The 14323-nt window shown below is 42.6% G+C and carries 8 protein-coding genes; 5 read left to right on the top strand and 3 right to left on the bottom strand.

Features of this window, described 5'->3' with window-relative positions:
- Positions 1–40: 40 nt before the first annotated feature.
- Both FTT91_RS04425 and FTT91_RS04420 read right to left on the bottom strand, forming a co-directional pair.
- Positions 41–3763, bottom strand: a complete 3723-nt coding sequence (locus FTT91_RS04425; protein ID WP_180169081.1) for a UvrD-helicase domain-containing protein — start codon at positions 3761–3763, stop codon at positions 41–43.
- A 44-nt stretch (positions 3764–3807) separates the two neighbouring features.
- Entirely contained in the window at positions 3808–7548 is a 3741-nt protein-coding gene (locus tag FTT91_RS04420) for an exodeoxyribonuclease V subunit gamma (protein WP_180169043.1), read from the bottom strand.
- 236 nt (positions 7549–7784) lie between these two features.
- On the opposite strand from FTT91_RS04420, the gene FTT91_RS04415 reads away from it, so the two are divergent.
- Positions 7785–8294, top strand: coding sequence for a hypothetical protein (locus tag FTT91_RS04415; RefSeq protein ID WP_004975913.1), 510 nt, complete (start codon positions 7785–7787; stop codon positions 8292–8294).
- A gap of 65 nt (positions 8295–8359) precedes the next feature.
- Here FTT91_RS04415 and FTT91_RS04410 read toward each other — a convergent pair whose 3' ends face one another.
- Positions 8360–9778, bottom strand: a complete 1419-nt coding sequence (locus FTT91_RS04410; RefSeq protein WP_180169042.1) for a phosphate--AMP phosphotransferase — start codon at positions 9776–9778, stop codon at positions 8360–8362.
- A 246-nt stretch (positions 9779–10024) separates the two neighbouring features.
- Here FTT91_RS04410 and FTT91_RS04405 point away from each other — a divergent pair, with 246 nt between their 5' ends.
- From FTT91_RS04405 to FTT91_RS04390, 4 genes are all read left to right on the top strand, one after another.
- On the top strand, positions 10025–10729 hold the full coding sequence (locus tag FTT91_RS04405; protein ID WP_180169041.1) for a hypothetical protein: 705 nt from the start codon (positions 10025–10027) through the stop codon (positions 10727–10729).
- A gap of 168 nt (positions 10730–10897) precedes the next feature.
- The gene (gene ubiE, locus FTT91_RS04400) at positions 10898–11842 is read left to right on the top strand and encodes a bifunctional demethylmenaquinone methyltransferase/2-methoxy-6-polyprenyl-1,4-benzoquinol methylase UbiE (RefSeq protein WP_180169040.1); all 945 of its coding nucleotides are present in this window, start codon (positions 10898–10900) and stop codon (positions 11840–11842) included.
- Between the two features lie 11 nt (positions 11843–11853).
- Positions 11854–12549, top strand: a complete 696-nt coding sequence (locus FTT91_RS04395) for an SCP2 domain-containing protein (RefSeq protein WP_180169039.1) — start codon at positions 11854–11856, stop codon at positions 12547–12549.
- A 13-nt stretch (positions 12550–12562) separates the two neighbouring features.
- On the top strand, positions 12563–14182 hold the full coding sequence (locus tag FTT91_RS04390; RefSeq protein WP_096901336.1) for an AarF/ABC1/UbiB kinase family protein: 1620 nt from the start codon (positions 12563–12565) through the stop codon (positions 14180–14182).
- The last annotated feature ends 141 nt before the right edge of the window (positions 14183–14323 follow it).

Below are 14323 nucleotides of genomic sequence, written 5' to 3'. Positions count from 1 at the left end.
ATAAGCAATTGTTTTATTAAGTCGATAAGCTGACTTAGCGTTATTTTTTAAGTTCAAAGTAACCCAATATTTGATCTAGTTGCAGAATAAATTCCGCATCTGGCCGCCAATGACACACCCCTTGCCCTGCTTGCCCCTGCATACCACGCAAATACAAATAACTGGCTCCACCCAAATGTTGCCGAATATCATAATCTTGCAAACGACTGCCCAAATAACGGTGCAACGCCACCAAATACAAGGCCGCTTGTAACCAATAACTCGATTGGGTCATGTTGTGTTCAAGGTTGGTTTTTTCATAATCGCGCTGATCGGCACCCAAATAATTACTCTTATAGTCGGCAATGTGATAACACTGCCCATCAAAATAAACCAAGTCAATTGAGCCTGTCAGATAACGCGCAGTAGCGGCTTCATTTAAATCTTGAATAGGATGTCCCGCATCTTCAAACAATTGCTGAATTGCTTGAATAAATAAGCGCTGATCTGCCAACGCCAAATAGAATGGAAACTCTGATAAATAATGTGCAGTAGATAAGGCGGAAAGCTGGAAAGTATCGTGCAAAGGAGTATTCAACACATCCTTCAGCCACTCGGTCATGTGCGCAAAAATATCTGCTTCCTGCACAGTCGCGCTGCCTTTGGCAGTGTCGAGTTTTGCAATCAAATCTACCAATAACACATCTGAATTAAACTCTTTGTCGTTATGAAAACGGCGTTTGACTTCTTCAAAAATGTCATCATGACTGGCTTGAAAGTCGATATATTCAAAGAGTTTATGTAAAAAACTCCCCGCTTGAGTACCACGCTGAAAATTAGCTTTGATCCATGCAATCGGTTGAGCCACCTGTACGATTTCCTGTTCCGTTTCGACAGGTTCCTGATTGATTTCGTCGGCAGCAGCAGCCTGCTCCTCGCTTGCCAATGCCAAAGTATCGCTACGCATGGCGGCAGGTAAATGTTGTGCCAAGCCACTAAAACTGGTTTTGGTTCGTGGATAAAAGCGACGCTGCGGAAAATCTGCGGCTTCAATCTTAATTTCTTGCACTTGTTCGAGTTGTAATGCTGCCGCCAATTGTGTCAGAGGTGCTTCATCACAGCTCCACGCTGCTGCAATTTCTGCTGAACTTGGCGCTTGTAAACGCCAAACATTTAAACCAGCGGATTTTGGTGCAGCCTCTTTTTTACCTTCTTTTGCAGGCGTAGGCTGTTTTAGCATCGCATAGACCCTATAACTGGCACGGGTGAGTGCCACATACCAAAGGCGATTCAACTCTGCCAAACGGCGCTCACTGTGTTGCTTCGTTGCTGTGGCATCTATGTCTTTATGTTTAATGGCAATGATGCGTTGCTCAATGCCTTGCGCTTCCTGCGTTGCAAACACCAAAGCAGACTTGTCAGATATAGGTGGCTGATCTGCCGACATCAAAAATACGACTTTAAACTCTAAGCCTTTGGACTGGTGAATGGTCATCAATTTCACGCCTGCCGCATTAGAAAGTTTTCGTTCAATTTCCCAATCGCGTTTGGCAGGTGATTCAACTTGCTGTAAATACCAGTAATACAGCATGTAAGCCCCTTGATGGCGTTCACTTTGACGACTCAGCAATTCGGTTAAATGGCGTAAATTCACCACATGCCGTTCATTGTCAAAACTGCGTTTTGCCACCAAATTTTCCCAAATTTTAAATAAGTTCAGGCAGTAATTCCATGCGGTTAAAAAGCCTTTATTGACCCACATTTCCCGAATGCAGTCGAAGTCATAAATAAACTGACCTAACCCCTGTTGCTCAAGTTCAATCAACTGTTGCAAGTTATAACCCAATAAACGTGTCAGTAAGGCACGCTTGACCTTGGCTTCATCATAAGGATGTAAAATTGCAGTTAAAATTGCCGCCACATCTTTGGCTAAAAAGCCTGTAAAAACACTGCGCTGACTACTTCTATTGACCTGAATTCCAATCCGTTCAAGCTCGTATTGGGCTTGATCAAGCTTTTGATGACTGGTCGATAAAATGGCAATATCATCGGCTTGTAAAGCGACTTTGCCTGAAGAGTGATCAAAATATAAATCGCCTGCAATGCCTTGATTTAATAACTCGCGAATTTTTCGTGCAATTTGAATGGACTCATCCTGATCATGTTCCACCGTTACCCAACGCAGCGGTGCGGGATTGGCCTGTTGCCGATCCATTAAGGCAGGATGAGGACGTGAACCTGCAATGACAGGATCATAAATCACTTTTTCACCAAAAGCGGGTTGGCGTTGAAATAGCTCGTCCACCACACAGACCAACTCTTTCACTGAACGATGATTTTGTCTGAGTGAATAAATGCGACCTTGCTTTTTCAGCACGTCATCACGGGCATTGTTATAGGTCAGCATATCGCCACCGCGAAAACCATAAATCGCCTGCTTAGGATCGCCCACCATAATCATGCAACCGCGCGCATACCACTTTGGATTGCGCCAAATTTGCGCCAGCATGTCATCTTGGTCTTGGTTGGTGTCCTGAAATTCATCCACCAAAATCAGTGGATAACGCGTATGCACAAACTGTGCAAAACGCTGCCCACGTTCTCCCTGCAAAGCTTCAGCTAAACTGCGAATTTGTTGGGAAAAAGTGGTTTCTCCTTTTTGCTGTAAAAGTTGCGGTAAACGCTGTTTGACGTGTTGTACCAAATAGAATTTTAAATTGGTATCCACCAATTCAATTTGACGCTCAAAATTAAGTTTGGCATCCACCACTGCTTTAATTTTACGGATCACAGGATGATCAAAAAAAGCATCTTGCACCTCTTGCGTACAGGCTGGATCTGTCTTTTTAAAATGTGGGGTTGCTCTTAGTTTCCTCTCTTTGGTGAGATAAAGTGCAAAGACTGCATTAAATAATGCAGCAAGATGTGAATTAAAATAATGTTCTAAAGGGTTGTGCTTAATTTTTTCAATCAGTTTTGGCAAAGCATCAGTAAACATTTGATGTAATACCGCCCCTCCATCACCTGCCACATTCTTATAAAAACCAGAAGTATATTTACCCTTATAATATTCTTTTAATTCTTCAATTTGCGTGATGTTGATACTGGCTAAATTCTGCAACGCCTCTGCTAAATCCTGAACCTCCAACTGTGCCTGATCTATACCTTGAATCTCTGCCGATGCAAAATTCAAACTGGTATTGACCAGATCTTCATATTCGGCTGCCGATTTCAACCGCCCACATAACAGCATATAGTCCACAACATGCTGGGGCTGTGCCTGAATCCATTCACGCAGGACATCATGCAGCAATTGTTCGGTATAAACCGATGCTTGTTCGGTAATATTGGCGCGCTCAATTTTGCCGCTTTCAAAGGAAAATTCACGCAATAATTTTTGGCTAAAGCTATCCAGCGTTCCGACAAATAACTCATCGAGTTGTGCAATCACCAACTTCAAACGTGAACTGGCATAGTCCAGTTTTAAGCAATATTCTTGCACAACATGTTTGAGTAAAGGGTCTTGTAGTTGTGCAATTTTCTCTGCAAGGGCGCGCTGATCTAAAGACTGGTTTAAACACAGGTCGATATATTGTTGGGTTTCAAGCAAGCGTGCACGAATACGACTTTTTAGCTCGGCTGCGGCGGCACGGGTAAATGTGGTTGCAATCACTTGATTAGGCAAATAATCTTTCAGGAAAATCCGCACCATTAAACTCGATAAAGTATAGGTTTTGCCTGTACCTGCCGATGCTTCAATCCAATGCAAACCTTTAAATTGCATCTCTTGAATTGGGTCATAACAAATTGGGAATGGGCTAGATGAGTTCACGCAGATTCCCCTTGTTTTTGAAGATTTTTCGCAGACTCATAATTTTCAATGATGGGCTGATACAGTCGATGGCTATATTGCCGAAACGCCTCAATCAACAACGGTTCAGTTTCACTGTCTTGAAAAATAAATGACCAGTCTGGGTGGTTTTTCTCACTTTCATCAATAAAACCTCCCCAAGCACCGTCATGCCAATGTTTTACGAAGCTTTCTATATTCAAAACCTGATCGGACTGAGCTTCATCCCATTGGATTTCAAATTCTTTTTTATCTTTCATTTTTAGAACCAAAGCCGCAGGCAATAACACAGGATATTGCTGTGCATGTTTCCAGAATTCAAACCACTGGGCTAAATACTCGTGTGCTTGCTGTGCATGGATATTGGCAAAATGAATCACTGCATCTTTACACACCACAATCCGTTCTAAATCTTGCTGTTCTGTGTTCTGATAAGCCACCCAGAACAGATATTCCAACCATACTTCGGCATATTTTTTTGGTCTGGCACTTGCTGCCACCACGCTACACCAAAGCTTTGTAGGCTGTTCAGGCACTTGAATACGGATATGTAAATGCGGATTCATTTTCCATAGCTGTTGCGTTGTTGCGGTTGCTTCATCTGCAAACTGCTGCAGTGTGTCACGTAAATATTGCTGTTCTTGCAGTCCTGTTTTAAACGTAGCATTTAAAGTTTTGCCCACAGGTAAAGTATCTTGCAACAAGCTTTCTGCATCTTGCTCGCCATGTTGGAGTAAAAAATCACGCACACTATATTTTTCCAAGCCATTTAAAATCAGCGGCTCGTGGTTCATTGCAGCAGTGTCGGATTGTAAATTTTCGACCCCAATCGCTTTTAAATAGGCACGCGCAGGGAAACACACATCTCGAATCCATTGCATACTGTCGAGTACCACCACGTCTTGTGGCAATAATGGATATTCACCAAACCATGCTTCGCGTGGTGTGGTTTCTTGCTGCATTTGTTTGGCAACCCGATACCATTGATCTTTAAAGCGAACTTCACGGCTTTCGGCAAAACGCAGTTGATCAAAAGGTTGCAAACTATGTAAGTGATAAAGAGATTTCAATTGTGCGGGAATCTCGACACCATTCAAATTTAAGCGTGAATCGCTAGCTTCATCGGGATGTTTCACAATCAACTCCAAATGCTGCACAAATTCCTGCACCAGCACGGATGGATCGCGCACCTCGCCATCACTGACATCAAAACCGTTATAAAATAACCAAACACTGTCTTGCGCCAACAATAAAGTATCTAAAAATGCCCCTTGATCATCCTCAATGCGTGAACGATCTCCCAGTTGTGGTTTTAATAATTGCATCAAATCAAAAGCCAATTGCTGGTCACGACTTGGGAACACGCCATTGTCCAAATTCAGCATCACAATCAGCTTATACGGCAGTGGACGAATTGCACCAATTTGGCTAAAGGTAATGGCGCCCGATGGACTGGCTTGTTCGAGTTGGGTTTCGAGCTGGGCTGAAATTTCTTGCAGAATATAATCCAGCGGTAAGCTTAAATGACGCAAATCTTGACCCGACTGCACATCAAAATAACTGGCTAAGGTCAGCATACGGTCATGTTTTTGCACCAAACTAAACACCGATGCCAACACATCTACCCCTGCATCCTGAAACTCACTCAGGTCTTGCATCAGTTGTTTAAGCCAATATTCCACCGTTTTGGCTTGCCCCAATTCATGCTGAATTAGCCAATCACGGCGCTGTGCAAAATCCTGATAAATTTGAACCAGTTTAAAAATCAATTCAAAATCGCTACTTTGCACATCGGCATAACTTAAAGTGTGCTGAACCACGCAATGCTCTGGCACTGCAACGCCCAAAGCCAAACGATCTAAAGCAAACTTTAAGCTGAACCGATAATCTTGATCATCTGCACTCAGGCTGCGTTTTAAATGCTCGGCATCTAAACCACGTTTAAAACCTGCATTGGCCAACAACTCATTCATGCGCTCAATGTTGTTTAAATTCAAGGCATAACGCTGTTGTGTGGCAGCTAAACTCAACCAGTCACCAAACTCCTCAAAGCTAAAACGTCCTTGTACCAACGCTATACGCCCAACCACCGCACGCCAAGCATTGTGAATATCTAAAGAGCTGATACCTGCTATTTGAATAGGCAAATACACACTATCTTGACTGAGTTGATGCCCTAAAGTAGCTTGATTCTGCTGTGCTTTTTGTTGTCCTTTCTGATAGAGATCACGCTCACTTGGCGGTGCAGCAAATACGCTGCGAATTAAAGACTCTTGTTCTTTGAGTTTCGGACTCAATACCAAAATATCACTGGCTTGGCGGCTGTCATCTTGTCCTAGCCATGCAATTAAACGATCTTTGAGTACCTCAAGCTGACGTAAACTTGAATGACACACATGAATTTGCAATGACTCATCGGCAGGATCTAAGTCATACGCCTGCGCGACTGGCTCAACCAAATTCAATACATCCGATTGAATTTTACCCAGTAAATGCTGCGGCTCTTCTTCAGGGAAAAGATCATACCACTCGCCTTCATCACCACTTGACAACGCCGCCAATAAAGAAAAGTGATCACGTGCCTGTTTACCAAAGCGTGTCAGCAAAGGATGATGTGACTCGCGCATATCGGCATTAAATTCGCCATTATATTTTTTGATATATGCAGCAATATCATCATCACTTACGGTTTTATTTTGACTTTCCATCTCACGAATAAAACGACTTTTGATTCGCGCATCCATGTTTAATTTCCACTTAGGATCGACCATGTCTGCCCAATATTCTTGCGATGGGTTGTAATGCAGAATAAAAATATCCATATACTGCGCCAAACGGCGGATAAACAGCAACTGACTTGGCGGCAAATCCAATAAGGTAAAAATCACCAACTGTTTGGGTAATTTGTTAATACACGAATTTGGATTTTCAGGCTCGCCCAAAGCTTGCCAAAATTGCAGATCAATCTCCTGCATTTTTTCAAAATCTGCATGAAAAATATGCAACCACAACCAACTTTGCCATTGCTCTAATTCTTCGGCTTGCTCTTGAGTAAATGCGGCTATTTCCAATGCCGCTTGTTTTTCTTCTTCGCTCTCAAAGTTTTTAGGGATATAAATTTGCTGCTTTAAGTTCAGGCGTTTCTGTTGTCCCCAAACCGCTAACCAATTGCTTTGACATTGGCAGACACCCTCGCAGCCTTTTTGGCAAAAACCACGATAAACCATGTAATTGCTAAATAAACGTGAAACTTTATCTGCCACCCAATACAGCATGTTTTGCTTTTTGAGCTGCTTTTCTAAACCCTGTGACAATTGCTCTGCGCTGTCATAAATTCGCTGAATCAAACGATGTAAAGCATGCTCGGCAGGAAGTGGGTTTTGTTCGTGTTGTATCCACGGTTGTAAGTCATAAAACACACGCCATTGCATCACAATACGCGGAATATTTGCCTGACGCACCCGATCTTTATCGTCTAAAACTGCCTGATAAGCGGCCCATTGAAAGGCACGAATACGATGATGAAATTCAGTATTGGCACTAATGCCTTTTTGCTCGGCTATTTTTTCCGTCAGCCACTTTTCTACTGCCACTGAAGGCACAATAAAATGCTGGGTTTGTAGCACCTGAAGCGGATTCGATGTCGGTTGACGTATGGTTTTCAGCATTTCATTGACTAAAACTTCTATACGTTGGCTTTGTATGACATGAATCGCCATAAGGTATCCTTTAATTTATTTTGAATAAGAATGTATTAAATGTACTAGAAGGCCGTTGATCTATCATTTGCCTCAAGCACAACAAAAGAATAAAGATTATTGGCTATACACTTACAACGGTGTATGCCACTTTACAAGCATACTTTTATTGCCTACTTTATTCAAAAAGTGCTTTGAATAAAGTGGTTTAATTTACCAAACAGCATACGATTATCCGCCATTTTAAGGTTGTATTTATGATAAAAAGAGAGACAATTCCAGACAGTATTGATCCAAGCCTAGACTTGGAAATGATTCGTGCAGAATGCCTAGAACTGGTCAAAAAACGTGCCTATTTTTCTGCAGGTGCAGCCGTCATTCCTGTGCCGTTCTTAGACGTTGTCATTGATGTGGGCATCTTGTCGCAACTGATTCCAGAAATTAATGCACGTTTTGGCTTATCTCCTGAGCAAGTCAGCGTGTATGATCCTGAAACCCGAAAAGTCCACTGGAGCGAATTGCGTAAACGCGGTGTGGAATTTTCAGGCTTAGTCGTGGCGCGTACTGCAGTAAAAAAATCCCTGAATAATGTCGCAGCCAAGTACATCACCAAACAAGTCACCAAGTTTATTCCATTGGGTGGACAAATGGTGGCAGCAGGTTTGGGTTATTTTATTATGAAAAAAATTGCCGAAACGCATGTTGAAGAAAGCTATAAACTGGCAAAAAGCATTCAGCTTAAACAAGCCAAAGTTGTGAATGCTTAATTTTTAAACTAAACAGACTCAAATTCAGCTAACTTAACACGCAGTCTTTGCATCCTCGAGGCAGATTATTCTGCCTTGAGTTGTTTCAAGATAGTTCTTAAAATTTCCAAACGTGCTGCATTTTTGTCATTACTCGGAATGATGTGCCACGGTGCATATTCGGTACTGGTACGTTGCAACATATCTGCCGCAGCCACCAAATAATCATCCCAACGGCTGCGGTTACGCCAGTCTTCATCTGTAATTTTAAAGCGCTTATGTGCAGTTTCCTGACGTGCTTTAAAACGCAGCTCCTGCTCATCTTTACTAATGGCTAACCAAAATTTGATGACGACAGTTTGATGATCATTTAAGTCTTTTTCAAAACGGTTGATTTCGTCATAAGAACGCTGCCATTCCAGTGGGCTAATCAAACCTTCTACACGTTCTACCAATACCCGCCCATACCAAGAACGGTCAAAAATATTGATTTTTTCTTCAGGCAGAATTTTCGTCCAAAAACGCCACAAATAAGGACGACTGATTTCAAAGGCTTCAGGTGCACTAATGGTGTAAATTTCGTATTCACGCGGATCCAGTTTTTTTACAATCCGTTTAATCGCGCCGCCTTTGCCTGCTGCGTCCATTCCTTCAAAAACAATGCTGACATTACGGTTATCTAAACGCAGTGCATCTGCCACTTTTTTCGTGAGTTTCTTTAACTCTGCTTTATAGTCATCCTCATTGACCGATTCAGATACAGGATTAAGCAAAACTTCTGGAATTTCTGCAGCTTGCCAAGTGATGCCCGAACTGGTCGGATGCACAGGACAATGCTCTAAAGCACGTAAAATATGCTGTGCAAATTGTTGATCGCGGATGGTTTCATCTTCGCAATCAATCATAATCCAGTCATCGGTAAAGCGTTGGCGCAGCTTTTGCAAGCTGTCATATTGCTTTTTATTGCGCCAATCCAAGCCGTGCAATTTATGCCAATGCACTTCGCTCGGTTCTATATCATCTAGTCGTTTTTGTAGTGATTTCCACGATAAATCGAACCAGATTTTAATGACATCCACATGGTTATTTTTTAAGTCTTCTTCATAGGCACGCATTTTTTCGACATAGTTATCAAACATGGTGTCATCAATTTGTTTAGACACATGCATGGCTGTGCTTAATAAGTCACTATACCAATTGCCAAACATCACCATTATTTGACCTTCGGCAGGAATAAAACGTGCATAAGGCTGCCAAAGTGTCTGTTTGGGATTAAACGGGTGTGGCGCATCGGCTTTTACCCTTAAATAACGCGGATCGACCCATTCCCTAAGTTGTTTGACCGACTCTCCTTTCCCCGCCAATTCAATGCCGCTCACTAAAATCAGCAAACTTTTGGCATTTTTTTCACCTTTGGTATTTTTTAAAGCATATTGGGCTTCAATTAGCTCGACTGAAAGTTGTTCTTCTTCCATGAGTTTAAATTCAGTATGTGCTTGTGACATCATCTACCCTATTGTTGTGTTATTTAAGCTCTGCTGATCATTCGTCTATATTTACGATATTAGAATGAGCGACAGACTTTGATCAGTATACGAATATCGACCCATTTTTTAACAACTTTTCGCGTATTTTTGTAGATTAATCTCACACACTGACCTTTGCCGTTTGGAATTCTGTGTAATTTGTCATAGCGACGAGATCAAACTCACATTAAGATTTGCCCATTCAACTCAATAATGAGACACCCTATGTCTAAACTTGCTGCTTTAGATGAGCTGTTAGAACTGTATTATCAATTTAAATATCATAAAAATCCTATGCTTTTTCAACGCTTACAAGATGTTCAAGCATGGCAAAAACAGCGTATGCAACGCACCCATGCCACACAGTTTGCCGAAAAGCACAATGTCTTGATGGCTGAATATTTTTTAAACCGCTTATATGGCGGTCCAGATTTTGACGCTTTGGCAGGTCAAATTGCTCGCCTACTGAAATATGCACACAAAGCTGAAAAAATCATCCCTGAAAATGCAATAAAAACAGGGACTTCTGGGGTAAGTCTGGCGATTTTGGCAGTGCAGTTAGATGAACAAGTCGCGATACAATTGCTACAGGACTATCCTGAAAATATGCCTTTAAATGATGAGATGATGCGTCTGACTTATTTAAAGCTCGATCAGGGCGAAGCACGCTTAAAACAATTAAATATGTTGGATGAACTGGGTAAAAACCTAGATAAATATATGCGCTCTTTTGTGGTCTATACCGCTTTTAAAATGTGTAAAGGCGCGGCGCAAAAATACAGTTTTCAAGTTATGTATGAGTTTATGCAAGATGGCTTTTTAGCCATGAAACCATTAAAGTCTGCAGAGAAATTTGTGAAGCAATTTACTACCACAGAACGGGAAATTATTGCCAAAGTACATGCAGGTGATTTACATCCATTTTCATAATCCCAATGTGTGAAATAACCAACACTTATTCAGCACACTTACGCTATCTTTGGTTTTTTCTGTATATTATTCATAACAATTGCATGATGATTACTGTACAAGTGCTTAGAATCTGTCATCATGCATACACTGCAGCCTTAAGCCTTTTTATCCTGAGGAGTGACTCCAATGTCGAATGAAAATCAAACGCCTACCGCTACTCCCGAGTCGGCACAACCAACAGACAAAGTGAGTCCATTCTTAACCGAACCTCTACCGCAAGGCGCTCCACAAGGTCAGCAACAATCTTTAGAACAAAAATTAACGGATACACCTGTTACGGGTTCAGTGCCAAAATATAATTTGCCGCGCGGTGCCAACACAGGCAATGTCGGTGCAACCACACACTTCGGCTACCAAACCGTCAGCAGTGAAGATAAAGCCCAGAAAGTCGCAGAAGTCTTCCACTCGGTTGCAAGCAAATACGACATTATGAACGACTTAATGTCATTTGGTATTCACCGCTTATGGAAACGCTTTGCGATTAATATGTCAGGTGTACGTCGTGGTCAGCGCGTACTGGACATTGCAGGCGGTACGGGTGACTTAGCCAAAGTCTTTAGCCGTGAAGTTGGCCCTACAGGTCATGTGGTACTGTCAGATATTAACGAATCTATGCTGAATGTTGGCCGTGACCGTCTAATTGATGCAGGCTGTACCAATGTCGATTTCGTGTTGGCGAATGCCGAAACTTTAGAACCATTTGAAGACAACAGCTTTGACTTGCTGACCATTTCATTTGGCTTGCGCAACGTGACCGATAAAGATGCAGCCTTAGCCGCAATGTATCGTGTACTTAAGCCAGGTGGTCGCTTATTGATTTTAGAATTTTCAAAACCTGTGTTTGAGCCATTCTCTAAGCTATACGACCTATATTCATTCACGGCATTACCACTCATGGGTAAAATTGTCGCAAATGACTCAGAAAGCTATAAATACTTGGCTGAATCTATTCGTATGCATCCTGACCAGCGTACCCTCAAAGGCATGATGGAAAATGCCGGTTTCCAGAACTGTGACTACCACAATCTTACGGGTGGTATTGTGGCGGTTCACCGCGGCTTTAAACTTTAAGGTTTTATGCTATGTGGTCGATTCTGGCACTCGGTGCAGTTGAACGATTAATTCATCATATGATTGATCTGGATGCCATTACTCGCATTCAGCTCAATGAATTGAAAGTCAAAATGTTGCGTGTGGTGATTGACTCTCCACAGCTCTCTGTCGATGTGTTTTTTGACGATGGCAAGGTTCGCCTGGAGCCGACGCCAACAGGACACACTGAAAGCGCATCCATCTTTGAACAACGCCCATTCGAGCAGCAGTCAAGCATGAATGAAGCAACGGCGACCTTGCATGTAAAAAATGTGGTTGAGCTGATCAAACTGCTATTGGCTGAAGATGTCGGTAATATCCCATTGCAAGGTGATTATCATCTTTTGCAAGATATACAGCGTATTATGCAGCAGGCTGAACCAGACTTGGCCGCACACTTAAGCCCGTGGATTGGCCCTGCTTTGGCGCATGAAATTGGCAAAATCCAGCTGGCACCGAAACATTTAAAACGTTCTTTAGAAAGTTATTTATTCTTTGCTGAAGATGCCCTAAAAGAAGACAGTGGTTTATTTGCCCCACGCTGGCAAATGGATGACTTACAACAAGACACGCGCATTTTTCAACAAAATTTAGACCGCGCCGAAGCCAAAATTCAACAGCTACAAGCGCAGCTTGATGCACAGCCAGATACCGCTTCTGACACCTTAAACTCCACTCAACCCTAGGGAATAAGTCTTTATGATTCCGCACGTTTCACGTTTACTCGAACTTTGGCGCATTGCCGCGCACTATAGACTCGACACGTTGTTTCCTGCGGAAGAACTACCAGAAAAGGCACGTCATGCGCTCAGTTTTATTCGCATGCACCCTGCGGCTTGGTCAAGTAAAGAACGTAAAAACCCGCTGAAGCTCAAAGAAGCTTTAGAAGAAATGGGACCATTGGCAATTAAACTTGGGCAATTGCTGTCTACGCGTCGTGACCTGATTCCGCCTGAAGTTTTACAGCAATTGGTGTTGCTACAAGACCGTGTCAAACCATTCGGTTCTGACGTGGCACAAATGCGAATTCAGCAATCGCTCAAGGCAGACATCAACACCCTGTTTGCCCGTTTTGATGAGCAACCTTTAGCAGCAGCCTCCATTGCGCAAGTCCATACCGCTGCCTTGCATGATGGTCGTGAAGTCGTCGTTAAAGTCACCCGTCCCGATATTCGCCAGCAAATTCTACAAGATTTTGAAATTCTGGAATGGCTCGGTGCAGCACTGGAAAAACGTCTGGAAGCGGCACGCGCTCTACATTTATCTGAAATTATTCAGGACTATCGTCAAATTATTCTCAACGAACTGGATTTGACCTTAGAAGCGGATAACACCCGCCGCATGCGTCACTACTTTACAGGCTCAAGCATGATGTACGTGCCTGAAGTCTATATGGACAGTAAAGATGTGATGGTGGCAGAGCGCATTACAGGTGTGCCAATTTCCGACACGGCAACCTTTGATCGTTTGGGGATGAATCGTGCCGATTTGGCAGAAAAAGGCCTCACGATTTTCTTTACCCAAGTGTTCCGTGACAACTTTTTCCATGCCGATATGCATCCTGGCAACGTCTTTGTGGAAACCATCAATCCGAATAATCCGCGTTTTATTGCGCTAGATTGTGCGATTATGGGCGAGCTGTCCAAGCATGACCAAATGACCGTAGCACGTATGTTGCTGGCGGTGATGAACAGCAACTTTATGCAGCTGATTCAAGTGGTACACCAAGCTGGCTGGATTCCACCGGGCACAGATCAAGATGCTCTCGCCCGTGAAATGCGCCGTACTGTCGGGCCAATGGTGTCTAAACCGATGCACGAATTGGACTTTGCAGGCATTCTGATTCAGGTCATGGATATTGCACGTCGTTTCCATTTGGAAATTCCACCGCAATTGATGCTACTCCTGAAAACATTGGTGCATGTTGAAGGCTTGGGCACAGACTTATATCCAGAACTGGATATCTGGAAACTGGCAAAACCAATTTTAACGGATTGGATTAAAGCCAATATGAATCCAGTCAAAAATGTCAAAGAAATTGGGCAGCAAATTCCCGACCTGTTACTGGGTGCGCAAGACTTACCAAGTTTAATGATTGACAGTTTAAATGGTTTAAAAAACCAATCGGCTTGGCATTCCAAACAATTGCATGAATTACAAAGCATGCGTCTACAAATGGAACATCAGCAAAAACGCAGCTGGATTTTTGGCAGCATTATGGCCATTTTCCTCTCCATTGCGATTATTGCACCGTGGTATGTCTCTATTGTTTTAATCGCGTTGGCAAGTTTCTTGGCGATTTGGCGTATAGCTAAATAAAGCCACATTGCTTGATAACAAACTGATTAGACGATAAAAAAATTAGAAAGCCTGTTTTAAAGCAGGCTTTTTTATCACGCTGATTTTCTCTAACTCATCCTAAAAACTACCGCATGACTCATCAGTCACCAAATGATGCCT

The sequence above is a fragment of the Acinetobacter sp. YH12021 genome (assembly GCF_013420145.1).
Lineage (GTDB): Bacteria > Pseudomonadota > Gammaproteobacteria > Pseudomonadales > Moraxellaceae > Acinetobacter > Acinetobacter towneri.
Note: the sequence above shows the minus strand (reverse complement) of the source record. Positions and strands in the feature narration are given on the sequence as shown.

Excerpts from the sequence above, each read along its gene's own strand:
- ubiE (WP_180169040.1), top strand. The coding sequence starts at position 10,898 with ATGTCGAATGAAAATCAAACGCCTACCGCTACTCCCGAGTCGGCACAA.
- FTT91_RS04395 (WP_180169039.1), top strand. The coding sequence starts at position 11,854 with ATGTGGTCGATTCTGGCACTCGGTGCAGTTGAACGATTAATTCATCAT.
- FTT91_RS04425 (WP_180169081.1), bottom strand. The coding sequence starts at position 3,763 with ATGCAATTTAAAGGTTTGCATTGGATTGAAGCATCGGCAGGTACAGGC.
- FTT91_RS04420 (WP_180169043.1), bottom strand. The coding sequence starts at position 7,548 with ATGGCGATTCATGTCATACAAAGCCAACGTATAGAAGTTTTAGTCAAT.
- FTT91_RS04405 (WP_180169041.1), top strand. The coding sequence starts at position 10,025 with ATGTCTAAACTTGCTGCTTTAGATGAGCTGTTAGAACTGTATTATCAA.
- FTT91_RS04415 (WP_004975913.1), top strand. The coding sequence starts at position 7,785 with ATGATAAAAAGAGAGACAATTCCAGACAGTATTGATCCAAGCCTAGAC.
- FTT91_RS04390 (WP_096901336.1), top strand. The coding sequence starts at position 12,563 with ATGATTCCGCACGTTTCACGTTTACTCGAACTTTGGCGCATTGCCGCG.
- FTT91_RS04410 (WP_180169042.1), bottom strand. The coding sequence starts at position 9,778 with ATGTCACAAGCACATACTGAATTTAAACTCATGGAAGAAGAACAACTT.